Source organism: Thioalkalivibrio sp. AKL6 (assembly GCF_000376905.1).
Classification (GTDB): domain Bacteria; phylum Pseudomonadota; class Gammaproteobacteria; order Ectothiorhodospirales; family Ectothiorhodospiraceae; genus Thioalkalivibrio; species Thioalkalivibrio versutus.
The window spans coordinates 454,902-467,500 of sequence record NZ_AQXS01000009.1 but is presented as its reverse complement, the minus strand read 5'-3'; the positions used below and the strand labels follow the sequence as shown (position 1 = coordinate 467,500).

Genomic DNA, 12,599 nt, shown 5'->3' with positions numbered 1-12,599 from the left:
GGACAGCGGCGGACGCGTGGCGTTCTTGCCCGAGGGATCACCAATACGGCCGGTGAAATCGCCAATCAGGAAGAGGATGTGGTGCCCCAGGTCCTGGAGCTGGCGCAGCTTGTTGATCAGCACCGTGTGCCCCAGATGCAGGTCCGGGGCGGTGGGATCGAATCCCGCCTTCACCCGGAGGGGGCGGCCACTCTTGAGGCGCTCGACAAGATCGTCCTCGAGCAGGATTTCATCGGTGCCGCGACGAATAACGGCCAGCTGGTCTTCGAGTTCCATGACGCCCCTTGGTCGAGATCAGAGACCGGCCGGGCTGGCCGGTCGCGCGCAAGGATACCGCGACCCCCGAACGGACGCGAAATGCCGCGGTGGTCCAGAATGGACGCCGACCCATGTAATGCGCGCGCGAGGATCACCACTATGACGGAACGCTTTATCGGGCTGATGTCCGGCACCAGCCGGGACGGCGTGGACGCCGTGCTGACAGAGATCCGCGGGACCGGGCCGGTACGCGTGGTGGATCACTGCCAGCTGGGATACCCCGACGACCTCGCCCAGGAGCTGGCCACGGCGGCCACCACCGAAACCCTGCGCTACCGGCACCTGGGCGCGCTGGACGCGCGGCTCGGCATGCTGTTCGCCCGTACCGTGCAAGCCCTGCTGGACCAGACCGGCCTGGCGCCGACCGCGATCCGTGCGATCGGCAGTCATGGCCAGACCGTGCACCACGCCCCGGACGCCGATCCGCCCTTCACCTGGCAGATCGGCGATCCATTCCGCATCGCAGAGGCCACCGGCATCGACACCGTGGCGCAGTTCCGCCCGCGCGATATTGCTGCCGGCGGCGAGGGGGCGCCGCTGGCCTGCGGCTTTCACGCGACGCAGTTCGGATCCGCGGACGAGACCCGCGCGGTGCTCAATCTAGGCGGCATCGCCAACATCACCTGGCTGCAGCCGGGTCAGCCCGTGATCGGCTTCGACTGCGGCCCGGCGAATACGCTGATGGACGACTGGAATCGGCGCCACCATCAGACGCCGTTCGATCATGACGGCGCATGGGCCCGCAGCGGCACGCCCGACCCCGAACTGCTGACCCGGCTGCTCCAGGATTCGTTCTTCCAGCGCCCTCCGCCAAAGAGTACCGGGCCCGAATACTTTTCGCCGGCCTGGCTCCGTGCCGGGGCTGGCGACCGCCTGGACCGAGCCCGGCCCGAGGACATTCAGGCCACCCTCGCAGAACTGACCGTGGAGGGCGTGCGGCACGCGCTGGAGCATCTGCACATGCAGCCGCCCGCCCGCTTGCTGGTGTGCGGCGGCGGCGCGCACAACCGCCACCTGATGAAGCGCCTCGCCAAGGCCCTGCCCGCGACCCTGGTGGAGACCACCGAACGCCATGGGGTCCCCCCACAGCAGGTGGAGGGTGCCGCCTTTGCCTGGCTGGCCGCGCGAACCCTGGCCGGCGAACCCGGCAACCTGCCGGAAGTGACCGGCGCGCGCGGCCCACGCGTACTCGGCTGCATCATCCCCGGCGGTCCCCGGACACCCGGGGGCCATTAACCCCGACCCTAAACAAAAAAGGGCCCGATCCGGAATCCCCGGATCGGGCCCTTTCTTGACCGCTTGTCAGCGTCTCTCTAGACCGAGAAGCTGGAACCGCAGCCGCAGGTCGTGGTGGCATTCGGATTGCGGATCACGAACTGCGCGCCCTCCAGACCTTCGGAGTAGTCGATCTCGGCACCGGCCAGATACTGGAAGCTCATCGGGTCGATCAGCAGGGTCACCCCACCATTCTCCACGAGGGTGTCGCCATCGCCGACGGTCTCGTCGAAGGTAAAGCCGTATTGAAAGCCGGAACAACCGCCCCCGCTGACGAATACGCGCAGCTTGAGGTTGTCGTTGTTCTCTTCCTCGATCAGCCCCTTCACCTTGGTGGCCGCGGCATCGGTAAAGATCAACGGGCTGGGCATTTCGATGTCCAGTTCCGCTTCGGACGTCATGGGCTCGGACATTCGGGGCCTCCTGTAATAATCATTTTCATTCACGCTACGGAAGACTGAGCCCCGGAGTCAAGAATGCTCATCTTCCGTGGGATTGGTCAGGGCCTGGGTCTCGCCCGTCCCCTCCAGCTCGCCCTCGAGGGGATGCTCCACCCGCTTGAGCAAGCCGTCGATCTGCGCGCCCTCTGCCATCTGCAGCACCGTGTAGTAGAGATTACCGGCCAGACGGGCCGTCTCGCCAAGCTCCACGTGCTCTCCCACATGGACATCGCCACGCACCTCGCCGTTCATCAGCAGGTGCGGAACCGCGACATGGCCCTCGACCACGCCCCCGCCCGCGACCACCAGAACGGCCGACGAATCGGTCGCGGCCCGGATATCCCCGATCACGCGGCCTTCGATATGCAGCCCGCCTCCAAACTCGATATCACCGTGGACCACTGTATGGCGCCCCACCAGGGTATCCACTTTCCGCGCGCGGCGGCCTCGTTTGCGTCCCATCATTGCGTACTCTCCAGCAGGCGATCCCAGTCGGCCCATTCCGAAACCGGTTCAAGATCCTCGTCGTTCACGGCGCTCGCCCTCAGCGTCAATCCTACCGGCTCGAAGCCCTCCGGAAGATGGATCCGGGCGCGCTGATTGCGCAACAACCGAAACCCCTCGACCAGGCGATCATTCTCCAGCCCCAGCGCATCGGTCTCCAGGGTGGACAGCGCCTCTTCCCCGGTCGCATAGCCTTCGACCTCCAGCGCCCAGCGCAAATCCACCGAACGACTCAACCCCGGACGGTAGAGCTGGAACACGACATCAAACACGCCCGACTGCCCCGTGCGCTGCAACTGCAGCGACCGGATGCCCAGGGCATCTTCATCCGCGCCCTCCGCAAGCCGCCGATAAAACGCCAGGTCGTCGCGCAACTCCAGCAACTCGGCCTCCTGGCGCTCGATATCGCCGGAAAAGGCCGCGAGCTCCGCGGTCTTAATGTCCAGCTGCTGCTCGGCGTGGCGGCGCGCCTCCTCGGCGGCCTGACGGGCGGCGAGCGCCTGCTCCAGGTCATCCCGCAGGCCCTCGATACCGCGTTGCGCATCGACCGTGTCCCGTATGTCCTCGCGCCAGTTCTCGACCAGCCAGGCTCCGCCCGCCACCAACACCAGGATCAGCATCAGCAGCCCCACGCGCCACCACCCGCCGCGGCGTCCCGACCCGCTGCGCCGCCGCGCGGGAATGCGCGGAATCCGGGGCAGACGTGGACGCGGGACACCCGTAGTCATGTGGCAGGCCAGGACATCAGGGGAAAACCGGCAGCCCGTCCAGACCGGCTGTCTCGGCCTGGCCGAACATCAGATTCATGTTCTGCACGGCCTGCCCGGCCGCGCCCTTCACCAGGTTGTCGATCACCGACAGCACCATCAGCCGTCCGGAGTGCGGCGGCTGCGCCAGCGCAATGCGACAAAGATTGGTGCCGCGCACGCTGGCCGTTTGCGGATGGGCCCCCGGCGGCATCACGTCCACGAACGGCTCGTCGCGATAGCGCTGCTCGAAACAGGCCTGCCAGTCCGCGTCCGCCACCTGCGGGCGCAAATAGAGCGTCGCGTGAATCCCGCGCGTCATCGGCACCAGATGCGGCTGGAAGATCAGCCCGACCGACTGCCCGGCCACGCCACTGAGCGTCTGGTGGATCTCCGGCCAATGCCGATGCCCGCCACTGGCATAGGCGCGAAAGTCCTCCTGCACCTCGGCGAAAAGCCCGCCGATCTGCGCCTTGCGCCCGGCCCCGCTGACCCCGCTCTTGGCATCCGCGATCACGTCCGCGGGATCGATCAGACCGGCCTCCAGCAGAGGCAGCACCGCCAGCGACACCGCCGTGGGATAGCAACCCGGCACGGCGATCAGTCGCGCATCATGGATCTGCGCCCGGTTCAGTTCGGGCAGGCCGTACACGGCCTCGCCCAGATACTGCGGCGCACCATGCGCCTGTCCGTACCACTGCGCCCACAACTCGGGATCACGGATACGGAAATCCGCCGACAGATCGATGATGCGCGCGCCCCGCTCAAGCAGCGGCGCAGCCAGTCCATGCGCCACCCCGTGCGGGGTGGCGAAAAAGACCACGTCGCACTCGCCCAGGGTCGCCTCGTCCGGGGCCTGGAAGACGGCATCCACCGCGCCGCGCAGGCTGGGGAACAAATCCGCCACGGGCGTGCCCGCCTCGCCGCGCGAGGTCACCACCTGAAGATCGGCCGCGGGATGCCGCGCCAGCAGGCGCAGGAGTTCCACTCCGGTGTAGCCGGTGGCCCCGACAACCCCGATGCGGATGGGTTTGCTGTTGGTTGCATTCGTCATGCTGCGGCATGATACCGCCTTGGCCGGAACCACGGAACGCACGCGGTTTCGGCCAGTCCACAAATGCAGGCTATTCGATCAACGGATCACACCCCTATGAGCAAAGTCAGGATCGACCGCAAGGCCATCTTCGGAGGCATCTTCATCATCGCGCTGGTCGCCGTCGCCGCGACCATCTGGTTGACCGACGACGGCATGCGCCCGGCACCCGCCTTCGCCGCCACCACCCTGGACGGCGAGCCGGTAGCCCTGGAAGACTACGAGGGCCGGCCGGTGATGATCTCCTTCTGGGCAACCAACTGCCCGTCCTGCATCCGCGAGATCCCGGAACTGATCCACCTGCACGACACCTACGCCGACAAGGGCTTCGAGCTGCTGGCGGTCGCGCTGTCCTACGACCCGATCAACCGCGTGGAGGCCATGCGCGAGGACCGCGGGATGCCCTACAAGGTCATCCACGACAGCGACGACGCCTTTTCACAGGCCTATGGCGGCGTGCGCCTGACGCCGACCACCTTCCTTATCTCGCCGAATGGCCGCATCGTCTACCAGAAGCTGGGCGACCCGGACTTCGAACAGATCGAACGCCACCTGGAACGCTGGCTCTCCTGAGCCGCCCCGCGCAGGGACATCGCACCCGTTTCCGAGAAGGACCTCCATGCAAGCCTATAACTGGTTCCTCAGCCTGCACGTGATCTTCATGGTCACCTGGTTCGCCGGGCTGTTCTATCTACCGCGCCTGTTCGTCTATCACGCGATGACCGAGGACGCGCTCGGTCACGAGCGCTTCAAGGTGATGGAGCGCAAGCTGTTCTACGGGATCATGACCCCCGGCGCGCTGATCACCATCCTTTTCGGCGTGATCATGCTGGTGGATCGCTCGTTCTATCTGGCCGAGCCGTGGATGCACTTCAAGCTGACGCTGATTGCCGTCCTGGTCGCCTATCACGTCTGGTGCGGCAAGATCGTGCGCGACTTCCGCGATGACCTGAACCGACGCGATCACACCTGGTATCGCTGGTTCAACGAGATCCCGGTCCCGATCCTGGTGGGCGTGGTCGTGCTGGTGGTCAACCGCTCCATCGTGGATGCGCTCATCGCCATCGGCGTGGTGCTCGGGATCTTCCTCCTGAGTGCGCTGATCGCGCTGTGGCGGGCACGCCGCACCTGAGCTGCGCCCCTGTGCCGGCCATGGATGAGCGCCGCGGTCAGGTCTTGCCGGCGCGCACCAGCCCGCCCAGTCCGGCCTGGACCAGGGCATTGTTCAGCAGCGACCGGATCTGATCGGCGTTCTCCAGCAGCCGGCACTGCGCCAGCAAGGCCTCGGCGCGGTCGGTGGAGAAACTGCGGATCACCCACTTAACCCGCGGGATCGAGGACACGCTGACGCTCAGGCTGTCGATCCCCATCCCCAGCAGCAGGATCACCGCGGCCGGGTCGGCTGCCATCTCCCCGCAGACACTGACCGGCTTGCCCGCCCGGTGCGAACCGTCGGTAATCGTCTCCAGCGCGTGGATGCAGGCCGGGTGCAGGGTGTCGTAGAGATGCGCCACACGGGCGTTGTTGCGGTCCACCGCCAGCAGGTACTGGACCAGGTCGTTGGTGCCCACGGACAGGAAGTCCACCCGCCGGGCAAGCATTTCCGACATGTACACCGCCGCCGGCACCTCGACCATCACCCCGATGCGCGGCATCGGGATGCGGAAACCCTCGTCCAGCAGTTCCTCGCGCGCCCGGTTGAGCAGGGTCATCGCCCCCTTCAGCTCGTCCAGCGCCGAGATCATCGGGAACAGGATCTGCAGGTTGTCGTGGGAGCGACTCGCCTTGAGCATCGCCCGCAGCTGGGTCAGGAAGATCTCCGGGTGATCCAGCGAGATACGGATCCCGCGCCAGCCGAGGAACGGGTTGTCCTCCTTCACCGGGAAATATGGCAGGGCCTTGTCGCCGCCGATATCCAGGGTGCGCAGGGTCACCGGCATGGGGTCGAAGGAGGCCAGCACCTGCTCGTAGAGCTGGACCTGCTCCTCCTCGCCGGGGAAGCGGTCGCGGATCATGAACGGGACCTCGGTACGGTACAGCCCGACCCCCTCGGCACCGGACTCCAGCGACGGCTTGATGTCCGCCAGAAGACCCGAGTTCGCGAGCACCGGCACCGCGACGCCATCGCGGGTCTCGGCCGGATCCTTGGCCAGCGCGCGCAGGTCCTCCGCCAGCTCGCGCTCCTCGCGCACCAGGCGCTCGAACTCCACGCGCAGCTCGGCGTTGGGGTTCACGAACAGCCGCCCGCGATAACCATCAACCAGGATCTCGCGCCCTTCCAGGCGCCCCACCGGGAGCTCGGACACGCCCATCACCGCCGGGATGTTGAGCGCCCGCGCCAGGATCGCGATGTGCGAAGAACCCGTGCCCTTGGCCGAGACCATGGCCCCCAACCGCTCGATCGGAACCTCCGCAAGATGCGAGGCGGTCAGGTCATCCCCGACCAGGATGCCGCCATCGGGAAACTCGTCCTGGCTGCGATCGGCCGGCAGCAGGTGCGACAGCACGCGGCGACCCAGATCGCGCACATCCGCCGCCCGCTCGCGCAGGTACGGGTCCTCCATGTCCTCGAATACCCGCACGCTCTCACGCACCGTGTCGCGCAAAGCCGCCGGGGCCCACTGCCCATTACGGATGCGCGTCTGGGTCTTGTGCACCAGAGAGTCGGAACCCAGCAGCATCAGGTAGGCATCGAACAGCACCTGCTCGTCCGGCCCCAGGGCCTCGCCCATGCGCTGCTTCAGGTCCTCGATCTCGGTGCGGGTCTCCGCCACCGCCTGCCCGAAATGCTCCAGTTCGTGATCCACCCCGGCGCCTTCGCGATCCGGGATGGAGTCCATGTCCGCCAGGCGGTAGGCCACCACGGCCCGGCCAATGGCCACGCCCGGCGAGCCGGCAATGCCGGTGGCCTCGACGTTCACATGCCCGATCAACGGGGTCTCGGAGGAGATCTCGTCGTTGAACTCGGCATAGGCGATCGCCCCGGCCAGCTGCGCCGCCAGGGTGATCAGGAAGGAGACATGCTCGTCATCGAACTTGCGCGCCTGGTGCTGCTGCACGACCAGTACGCCCAGCAGGCTGCGCTGGTGGATGATCGGGACCCCCAGAAACGCGAGAAAGTGTTCCTCGCCGGTCTCCGGGAAATAACGAAAACGCGGGTGGTCCTGAGCGCTGTCAAGGTTGACCGGCTCGGCCCGCGAGGCGACCAGACCCACCAGACCCTCCGACGGGTCCATCTCGACCTGCCCGATGGACTCCTCGCGCAGACCCTCCGAGGCCATCAGCACCAGGCGCCCCGACTGCGGCGACTTCAGGTAGATCGAACAGACATCGATCTCCAGCGCGGCCTTCACCCGCGTAACGATGATATGCAGCGCTTCGAAGAAATCCGCGGCACCGTTCACTTCCTGCACCACACGGCGCAGGACCTCGAGCATCGAGGGCTGCTTCGGGACCGTCAACGCGAGGACACCGGCGAACGGGGCTGGGGCTGGACCGGGCCACGGCGGCCGGAACGCCGCGCGCGCGCCTGCTCGAGTTCCGGGAACATCAGCGGCACCAGCTCGCACAGCGCACGGCGATAGACCTGGCGCTTGAAGTGCACGACCTCGCGTGCCGGACGCCAGTAGTCGATCCAGCGCCAGTCATCGAATTCCGGGGTTTCCATCGCATCCAGCACCACGTCGCTCTCGTCTCCGACCATGCGCAGCAGGAACCAGCGCTGTTTCTGGCCGATGCAGACCGGGCGTTGATGGCGCCGGACCATGCGCTCCGGCAGGCGGTAACGCAGCCAATGGCGGGTACTGCCCAGCACCTCGACGTGCCGGGGGAACAGGCCCGTCTCCTCGTGCAGCTCGCGAAACATCGCCTCCTCGGGCGTTTCTTCCGCATGCACGCCCCCCTGGGGAAACTGCCAGGCCGCCTGCCCGACCCGCTTGCCCCAGAACAGCTGCTGTTCCGCGTTGCACAGGATGATGCCTACGTTTGCGCGATACCCGTCACAATCAATCACTTGCATCAGCCAGACGCTTCTCTATTACTGGCATTGTTCCACAGCCGGTGCCCCGGCGGCAAAGCCCCTACCATGCCTCCGGTGCCGGCCCCAAAAGGGGCCTGTGGCTGCAGCCGACGACGCCCGCCGGTACACTCGCGTCCGATCCAAGCCAACCCGAGAGCACCCTCATGGCCCTGGCCCTGTTCGACCTCGACAACACCCTGCTCGCCGGCGACAGCGATCACGCCTGGAACGAGTTCCTGGCAGAGGTGGGCGCCGTCCACCCGACCTGTCACGCCGAGACCAATGACCGCTTCTACCAGGAGTATGTGGCGGGCACCCTCGACATCCACGAATTCTGCCGCTTCGCCTTCAGCCCGCTGGCCGAACACCCGCGCGCGCAGCTCGAGGCCTGGAGGGAGCGCTTCATCGACACGCTGATCCGGCCAATGATCGCCCCCGGCGCCCCGCCCCTGCTGGCCCGACACCGCGAGGCCGGTGACGAGCTGGTCATCATCACCGCGACCAACCAGTTCGTCACCCAGCCGATCGCCGACCTGCTGGGCGTGGACCACCTGATCGCGACCCTGGCGGAGGAAGGCGAGGACCGAGAATTTACCGGCGAACTGACCGGGGTGCCCTGCTTCCAGGAAGGCAAGATCGAACGCCTGCGCCAGTACCTCGCGGATCATCCGGATCCCGAGGACAGCATCGCGCAGGCCAGTTTCTACAGCGACTCGCGCAACGACATCCCGCTACTGGAACGTGTGGGGCACCCCGTCGCGGTGGACCCGGACCCGACCCTTGCCGCGCACGCTCACAACCAAGGCTGGCCAGTCATCTCGTTGCGCTAGGGAGACGGCGTCAGCTGAAGACGCTGGCGATCTCGGCAAGGCGCTGCCCCGCAGGGGTATCCGCCTTGCCGGCCGCCGCGACTGCATCGCGATAGCCGGCAACCAATTCCGGCACCACGGCCACCACCTGCTTGCGCCGCAGGCGCGCAGCACCGGTCACCGGCCAGGTCGCCCGGAAGTCGCAGTTGTCCAGCGCATCGCAGACCCACAGGCTCCATTCGTGGCGGGTCACATCGATCTCGTGCTGACGGATGACCAGCCGATAGACATGCTCGGCCTGCATGTCCGCCATGCCGACGGCGGGCCCCACGTATTCCACCTGCAACTCGCCGGCGAGCCGGTTCAACTCCTGCTCCAGCGCGGCCAGGGCCTGATCGACCTCTGCGTTCAGCGTGCCACCCGCTTCGGCGGCGGCGGCCAGGGGACGGAGGGACTCGACTTCGAACTCGCTGCTCATGCTGCGTACACTCCCGGGATGCGGAACAAGAACGCCCCGGGGGTGCCGGGGCGCGCGCAACCTTAGCACGGGAGCCCCCATTCATGAATCATCCCCCGATCGCGCTGACCATTGCCGGCTCCGACCCCGGTGGCGGCGCCGGCCTGCAGGCCGATCTGACCACATTTACCCGCCTCGGCGTACACGGGGGTACGGCCGTGACCGCGATCACCGTGCAGGACACCCGCAACGTGTTGGACTTCAGCGTGCTGTCTGCGGAACAGCTGCGCGCCCAGATCGAGGTCACCCTGGCCGATCTTGCCGTCGCCGCAATCAAGATCGGCATGCTGGGCTCAGTGGAAAACGTCAAAATTGTCGCGGCGCTGCTGGCCGAGCACCCGCACATCCCGGTGGTGCTGGACCCGGTGATGGTCGCCGGCGGCGGCGGGGCGCTCGCGACCGAAGCCGTGGTGGACGCGACCCGCGAGGCCCTGCTGCCACGCGCCACCCTGATCACGCCCAACGGACCGGAGGCCGCGCGCCTGGCCCGAACCGACGATGCCACCCAGTGGGGCCAACGGCTGCGCGAACGGGGCGCGCGCAACGTCCTGATCACCGGCGGCCACGAAGGCGGCGATCAGGACCCCATCATCAACCGCCTGTACCGCGAGGACGGGCACATGCGCGCCTTCGAGCTGCCGCGCCATCCGGCCGGCTTCCACGGCTCCGGCTGCACCCTGGCTGCGGCGATCGCCGCCTTCCTGGCGCGCGGCCGTGACCTGGAGCCGGCGGTGATCGAGGCCCAGGCCTTCATGAACGACGCCGTCGCACGGGGCTACGCCCCCGGCCACGGCCAGCACGTCCCCAACCGGCTGTGCCCACATGGCGACTGAGCATACCCCCCGCCTGCGCGGGCTCTATTTCATCACCCCGGCGGTCCCGGAGGACGCGAACCCACGCGCCACACACCTCGCCAATGCCAAGGCGGCGCTGCGTGGCGGTGCGCGCCTGATCCAGTTTCGCGACAAGACCCTCGCAGGCGCCGCACGCGAGGCAATCGCCCGCGAACTGGTCGCCCTTGCGCATGCGCACGGCGCGCTGTGCATCATCAACGACGACACCGAGCTGGCCGCGGGCGTCGAGGCCGATGGCGTGCACCTCGGGCGTGACGACCCGGACCCGGTCGCGGCCCGCGCGCGGCTCGGCCCCGGCGCGGTGGTCGGCGTCTCCTGCTACAACGAGCTCGAACGAGCCCGCTCGGCACAGGTGGCCGGCGCGAGCTATGTGGCCTTCGGCTCCGTGTTCCCCTCCCCGACCAAGCCCGACGCGGCACGCGCGGATCTCGAACTACTGCGCGAGGCGCGCACCACACTGGAGCTGCCGATCTGTGCGATCGGCGGGATCACGGCGGCGAACGCCCCCGAGGTCGTCGCGGCCGGGGCAGACCTGCTCGCCGTGATCCAGGGCATCAGCGCCGCGCCCGACCCCGAGGCCGCCGCGCGTCAGATAAGCGGACTGTTCGACTAATCCCTTTGCACCCGCCCGCAGCCGTCGCTATGGTTGCCGGGCTTCCCGAATTCATCGACCCGAATCCAACAATCACAGGACACCGTCATGCAGGAAACCGAGCGTCTGTTCGAGGCCGCCAAGCAGCACATCCCCGGCGGCGTGAACTCCCCCGTGCGCGCCTTCAAGGGCGTCGGCGGGACCCCGATCTTCATGGACCGCGCCAACGGCGCCTACATGTGGGACGCCGACGGCCAGCGCTATATCGACTACATCGGTTCCTGGGGCCCGATGGTGGCTGGCCACGCCCACCCCGAGGTGATCGAGGCGGTGCGCGAGGCCTGCAACAACGGCCTGTCCTTCGGCTGCCCCACGCGGCTAGAGAACGACATGGCCGCGAAGGTCTGCGAGCTGGTGCCGTCGATGGACATGGTGCGCATGACCAACTCGGGCTCCGAGGCGACCATGAGCGCGATCCGCCTGGCGCGTGGCTATACCGGCCGCGATCGCATCGTGAAGTTCGAGGGCAACTACCACGGCCACGGCGACTCGCTCCTGGTGAAGGCCGGTTCCGGGGCCCTGACCCTCGGCCAGCCGAGCTCCCCGGGCGTGCCCAAGGAACTGGCCGCGCTGACCAGCACCCTGACCTACAACGACCCGGACGGCGTGCGCGCGTTCTTTGCCGAGAAGGGTGACGAGGTCGCCTGCATCATCGTCGAGCCCATCGCGGGCAACATGAACTGCATCCCGCCCGAGCCCGGGTTCCTGGAGACCCTGCGCGAGGTCTGCGACCAGCACGGCGCGGTCCTGATCTTCGACGAGGTGATGACCGGCTTCCGGGTGTCGAAGAACTGCGCCCAGGGCTATCTGGGCGTGACCCCGGACCTGACCACGCTGGGCAAGATCATCGGTGGCGGCATGCCGGTCGGGGCCTTCGGCGGCAAGCACGCCATCATGGAACACCTCTCGCCGCTGGGCCCGGTCTACCAGGCCGGCACCCTGTCGGGGAACCCGATCGCGATGACCGCCGGGCTGAAGACCCTGGAGATCCTGTCGCGCCCGGGCTTCCACGACGAGCTGGAGACGCGCACGAAGAAGGTCGTCGCGGGCTTCGAGGATGCCGCGCGCGAGGCCGGCGTGGCCGTGACCACCAACCAGGTGCCGGGCATGTTCGGCCTGTTCTTTTCGGAGCAGAAGGTCACCGACTTCGCCGGCGCCACGGCCTGCGATACCGCCGCCTTCGGCCGCTTCTTCCACGCGATGCTGGGCGAGGGGATCTACCTGGCCCCCAGCGCCTTCGAGGCCGGCTTCATGTCCAACGCCCATTCGGACGCCGACATCGACGCGACCATCGAGGCCGCCCGCAAGTCCTTCAAGGCGCTCTGAGCGCGCCCTCGCCTCTCCTGCGCAGTGAACCGGCGACCCCAGCGGTC

Annotated in this window: 15 protein-coding genes (1 of these 15 only partly in view); 7 read left to right on the top strand and 8 right to left on the bottom strand. The window is 67.5% G+C overall.

Annotation, left to right across the window (positions count from 1 at the left end; genetic code table 11):
* A protein-coding gene (gene tyrS / locus D575_RS0107455) for a tyrosine--tRNA ligase (protein ID WP_018145296.1) crosses the window boundary here: on the bottom strand, positions 1-276 show its beginning. Its footprint begins 930 nt before the window's first position; only the first 276 of its 1,206 coding nucleotides appear in the window; it begins with the start codon at positions 274-276; the stop codon falls past the left edge of the window.
* Positions 277-417: 141 nt separating this feature from the next.
* Between tyrS and D575_RS0107450 the strand changes: the two genes are divergently transcribed.
* Positions 418-1,554 (top strand): anhydro-N-acetylmuramic acid kinase, encoded by a 1,137-nt coding sequence (locus tag D575_RS0107450; RefSeq protein WP_018145295.1) that lies wholly within the window; start codon positions 418-420, stop codon positions 1,552-1,554.
* A gap of 77 nt (positions 1,555-1,631) precedes the next feature.
* Here the strand turns inward: D575_RS0107450 and erpA are convergent, their stop codons facing one another.
* From erpA to argC, 4 genes are all read right to left on the bottom strand, one after another.
* Positions 1,632-2,006, bottom strand: coding sequence for an iron-sulfur cluster insertion protein ErpA (gene erpA, locus D575_RS0107445; RefSeq protein WP_018145294.1), 375 nt, complete (start codon positions 2,004-2,006; stop codon positions 1,632-1,634).
* Positions 2,007-2,063: 57 nt separating this feature from the next.
* Positions 2,064-2,498 (bottom strand): polymer-forming cytoskeletal protein, encoded by a 435-nt coding sequence (locus D575_RS0107440; RefSeq protein ID WP_018145293.1) that lies wholly within the window; start codon positions 2,496-2,498, stop codon positions 2,064-2,066.
* Positions 2,495-3,157 (bottom strand): DUF6776 family protein, encoded by a 663-nt coding sequence (locus tag D575_RS0107435; RefSeq protein ID WP_026182085.1) that lies wholly within the window; start codon positions 3,155-3,157, stop codon positions 2,495-2,497. The genes D575_RS0107440 and D575_RS0107435 overlap by 4 nt, the downstream gene beginning before the upstream one ends.
* A 124-nt stretch (positions 3,158-3,281) precedes the next feature.
* Positions 3,282-4,337, bottom strand: coding sequence for an N-acetyl-gamma-glutamyl-phosphate reductase (gene argC / locus D575_RS0107430; protein ID WP_018145291.1), 1,056 nt, complete (start codon positions 4,335-4,337; stop codon positions 3,282-3,284).
* 96 nt (positions 4,338-4,433) lie between these two features.
* On the opposite strand from argC, the gene D575_RS0107425 reads away from it, so the two are divergent.
* Positions 4,434-4,949 carry a peroxiredoxin gene (locus D575_RS0107425; RefSeq protein ID WP_018145290.1) on the top strand — a complete coding sequence of 172 codons (516 nt, stop codon included), beginning with the start codon at positions 4,434-4,436 and terminating at the stop codon, positions 4,947-4,949.
* 46 nt (positions 4,950-4,995) lie between these two features.
* Positions 4,996-5,508 carry a CopD family protein gene (locus D575_RS0107420; RefSeq protein WP_018145289.1) on the top strand — a complete coding sequence of 171 codons (513 nt, stop codon included), beginning with the start codon at positions 4,996-4,998 and terminating at the stop codon, positions 5,506-5,508.
* Between the two features lie 37 nt (positions 5,509-5,545).
* Here the strand turns inward: D575_RS0107420 and ptsP are convergent, their stop codons facing one another.
* Entirely contained in the window at positions 5,546-7,813 is a 2,268-nt protein-coding gene (gene ptsP / locus D575_RS0107415) for a phosphoenolpyruvate--protein phosphotransferase (RefSeq protein WP_018145288.1), read from the bottom strand.
* 20 nt (positions 7,814-7,833) lie between these two features.
* Positions 7,834-8,394 carry an RNA pyrophosphohydrolase gene (locus D575_RS0107410; protein ID WP_018145287.1) on the bottom strand — a complete coding sequence of 187 codons (561 nt, stop codon included), beginning with the start codon at positions 8,392-8,394 and terminating at the stop codon, positions 7,834-7,836.
* 164 nt (positions 8,395-8,558) lie between these two features.
* Between D575_RS0107410 and D575_RS0107405 the strand changes: the two genes are divergently transcribed.
* Complete coding sequence (locus D575_RS0107405) at positions 8,559-9,224, top strand: HAD family phosphatase (protein ID WP_018145286.1); 666 nt, start codon at positions 8,559-8,561, stop codon at positions 9,222-9,224.
* A 10-nt stretch (positions 9,225-9,234) separates the two neighbouring features.
* On the opposite strand, the gene D575_RS0107400 is transcribed toward D575_RS0107405, so the two are convergent.
* Positions 9,235-9,681: a hypothetical protein gene (locus tag D575_RS0107400; protein WP_018145285.1), complete on the bottom strand. Its 447-nt coding sequence runs from the start codon at positions 9,679-9,681 to the stop codon at positions 9,235-9,237.
* Positions 9,682-9,764: 83 nt separating this feature from the next.
* Between D575_RS0107400 and thiD the strand changes: the two genes are divergently transcribed.
* From thiD to hemL, 3 genes are all read left to right on the top strand, one after another.
* The gene (thiD, locus tag D575_RS0107395) at positions 9,765-10,553 is read left to right on the top strand and encodes a bifunctional hydroxymethylpyrimidine kinase/phosphomethylpyrimidine kinase (RefSeq protein WP_018145284.1); all 789 of its coding nucleotides are present in this window, start codon (positions 9,765-9,767) and stop codon (positions 10,551-10,553) included.
* Positions 10,543-11,187 (top strand): thiamine phosphate synthase, encoded by a 645-nt coding sequence (gene thiE, locus D575_RS0107390; RefSeq protein ID WP_018145283.1) that lies wholly within the window; start codon positions 10,543-10,545, stop codon positions 11,185-11,187. Before thiD ends, thiE begins: the two co-directional genes overlap by 11 nt.
* Positions 11,188-11,274: 87 nt before the next feature.
* Entirely contained in the window at positions 11,275-12,552 is a 1,278-nt protein-coding gene (gene hemL, locus D575_RS0107385; protein ID WP_018145282.1) for a glutamate-1-semialdehyde 2,1-aminomutase, read from the top strand.
* Positions 12,553-12,599: the final 47 nt, after the last annotated feature.

Excerpts from the sequence above, each read along its gene's own strand:
- D575_RS0107450 (WP_018145295.1), top strand. The coding sequence starts at position 418 with ATGACGGAACGCTTTATCGGGCTGATGTCCGGCACCAGCCGGGACGGC.
- erpA (WP_018145294.1), bottom strand. The coding sequence starts at position 2,006 with ATGTCCGAGCCCATGACGTCCGAAGCGGAACTGGACATCGAAATGCCC.
- D575_RS0107440 (WP_018145293.1), bottom strand. The coding sequence starts at position 2,498 with ATGATGGGACGCAAACGAGGCCGCCGCGCGCGGAAAGTGGATACCCTG.
- D575_RS0107435 (WP_026182085.1), bottom strand. The coding sequence starts at position 3,157 with ATGCTGATCCTGGTGTTGGTGGCGGGCGGAGCCTGGCTGGTCGAGAAC.
- argC (WP_018145291.1), bottom strand. The coding sequence starts at position 4,337 with ATGACGAATGCAACCAACAGCAAACCCATCCGCATCGGGGTTGTCGGG.
- D575_RS0107425 (WP_018145290.1), top strand. The coding sequence starts at position 4,434 with ATGAGCAAAGTCAGGATCGACCGCAAGGCCATCTTCGGAGGCATCTTC.
- D575_RS0107420 (WP_018145289.1), top strand. The coding sequence starts at position 4,996 with ATGCAAGCCTATAACTGGTTCCTCAGCCTGCACGTGATCTTCATGGTC.
- ptsP (WP_018145288.1), bottom strand. The coding sequence starts at position 7,813 with ATGCTCGAGGTCCTGCGCCGTGTGGTGCAGGAAGTGAACGGTGCCGCG.
- D575_RS0107410 (WP_018145287.1), bottom strand. The coding sequence starts at position 8,394 with ATGCAAGTGATTGATTGTGACGGGTATCGCGCAAACGTAGGCATCATC.
- D575_RS0107405 (WP_018145286.1), top strand. The coding sequence starts at position 8,559 with ATGGCCCTGGCCCTGTTCGACCTCGACAACACCCTGCTCGCCGGCGAC.
- D575_RS0107400 (WP_018145285.1), bottom strand. The coding sequence starts at position 9,681 with ATGAGCAGCGAGTTCGAAGTCGAGTCCCTCCGTCCCCTGGCCGCCGCC.
- thiD (WP_018145284.1), top strand. The coding sequence starts at position 9,765 with ATGAATCATCCCCCGATCGCGCTGACCATTGCCGGCTCCGACCCCGGT.
- thiE (WP_018145283.1), top strand. The coding sequence starts at position 10,543 with ATGGCGACTGAGCATACCCCCCGCCTGCGCGGGCTCTATTTCATCACC.
- hemL (WP_018145282.1), top strand. The coding sequence starts at position 11,275 with ATGCAGGAAACCGAGCGTCTGTTCGAGGCCGCCAAGCAGCACATCCCC.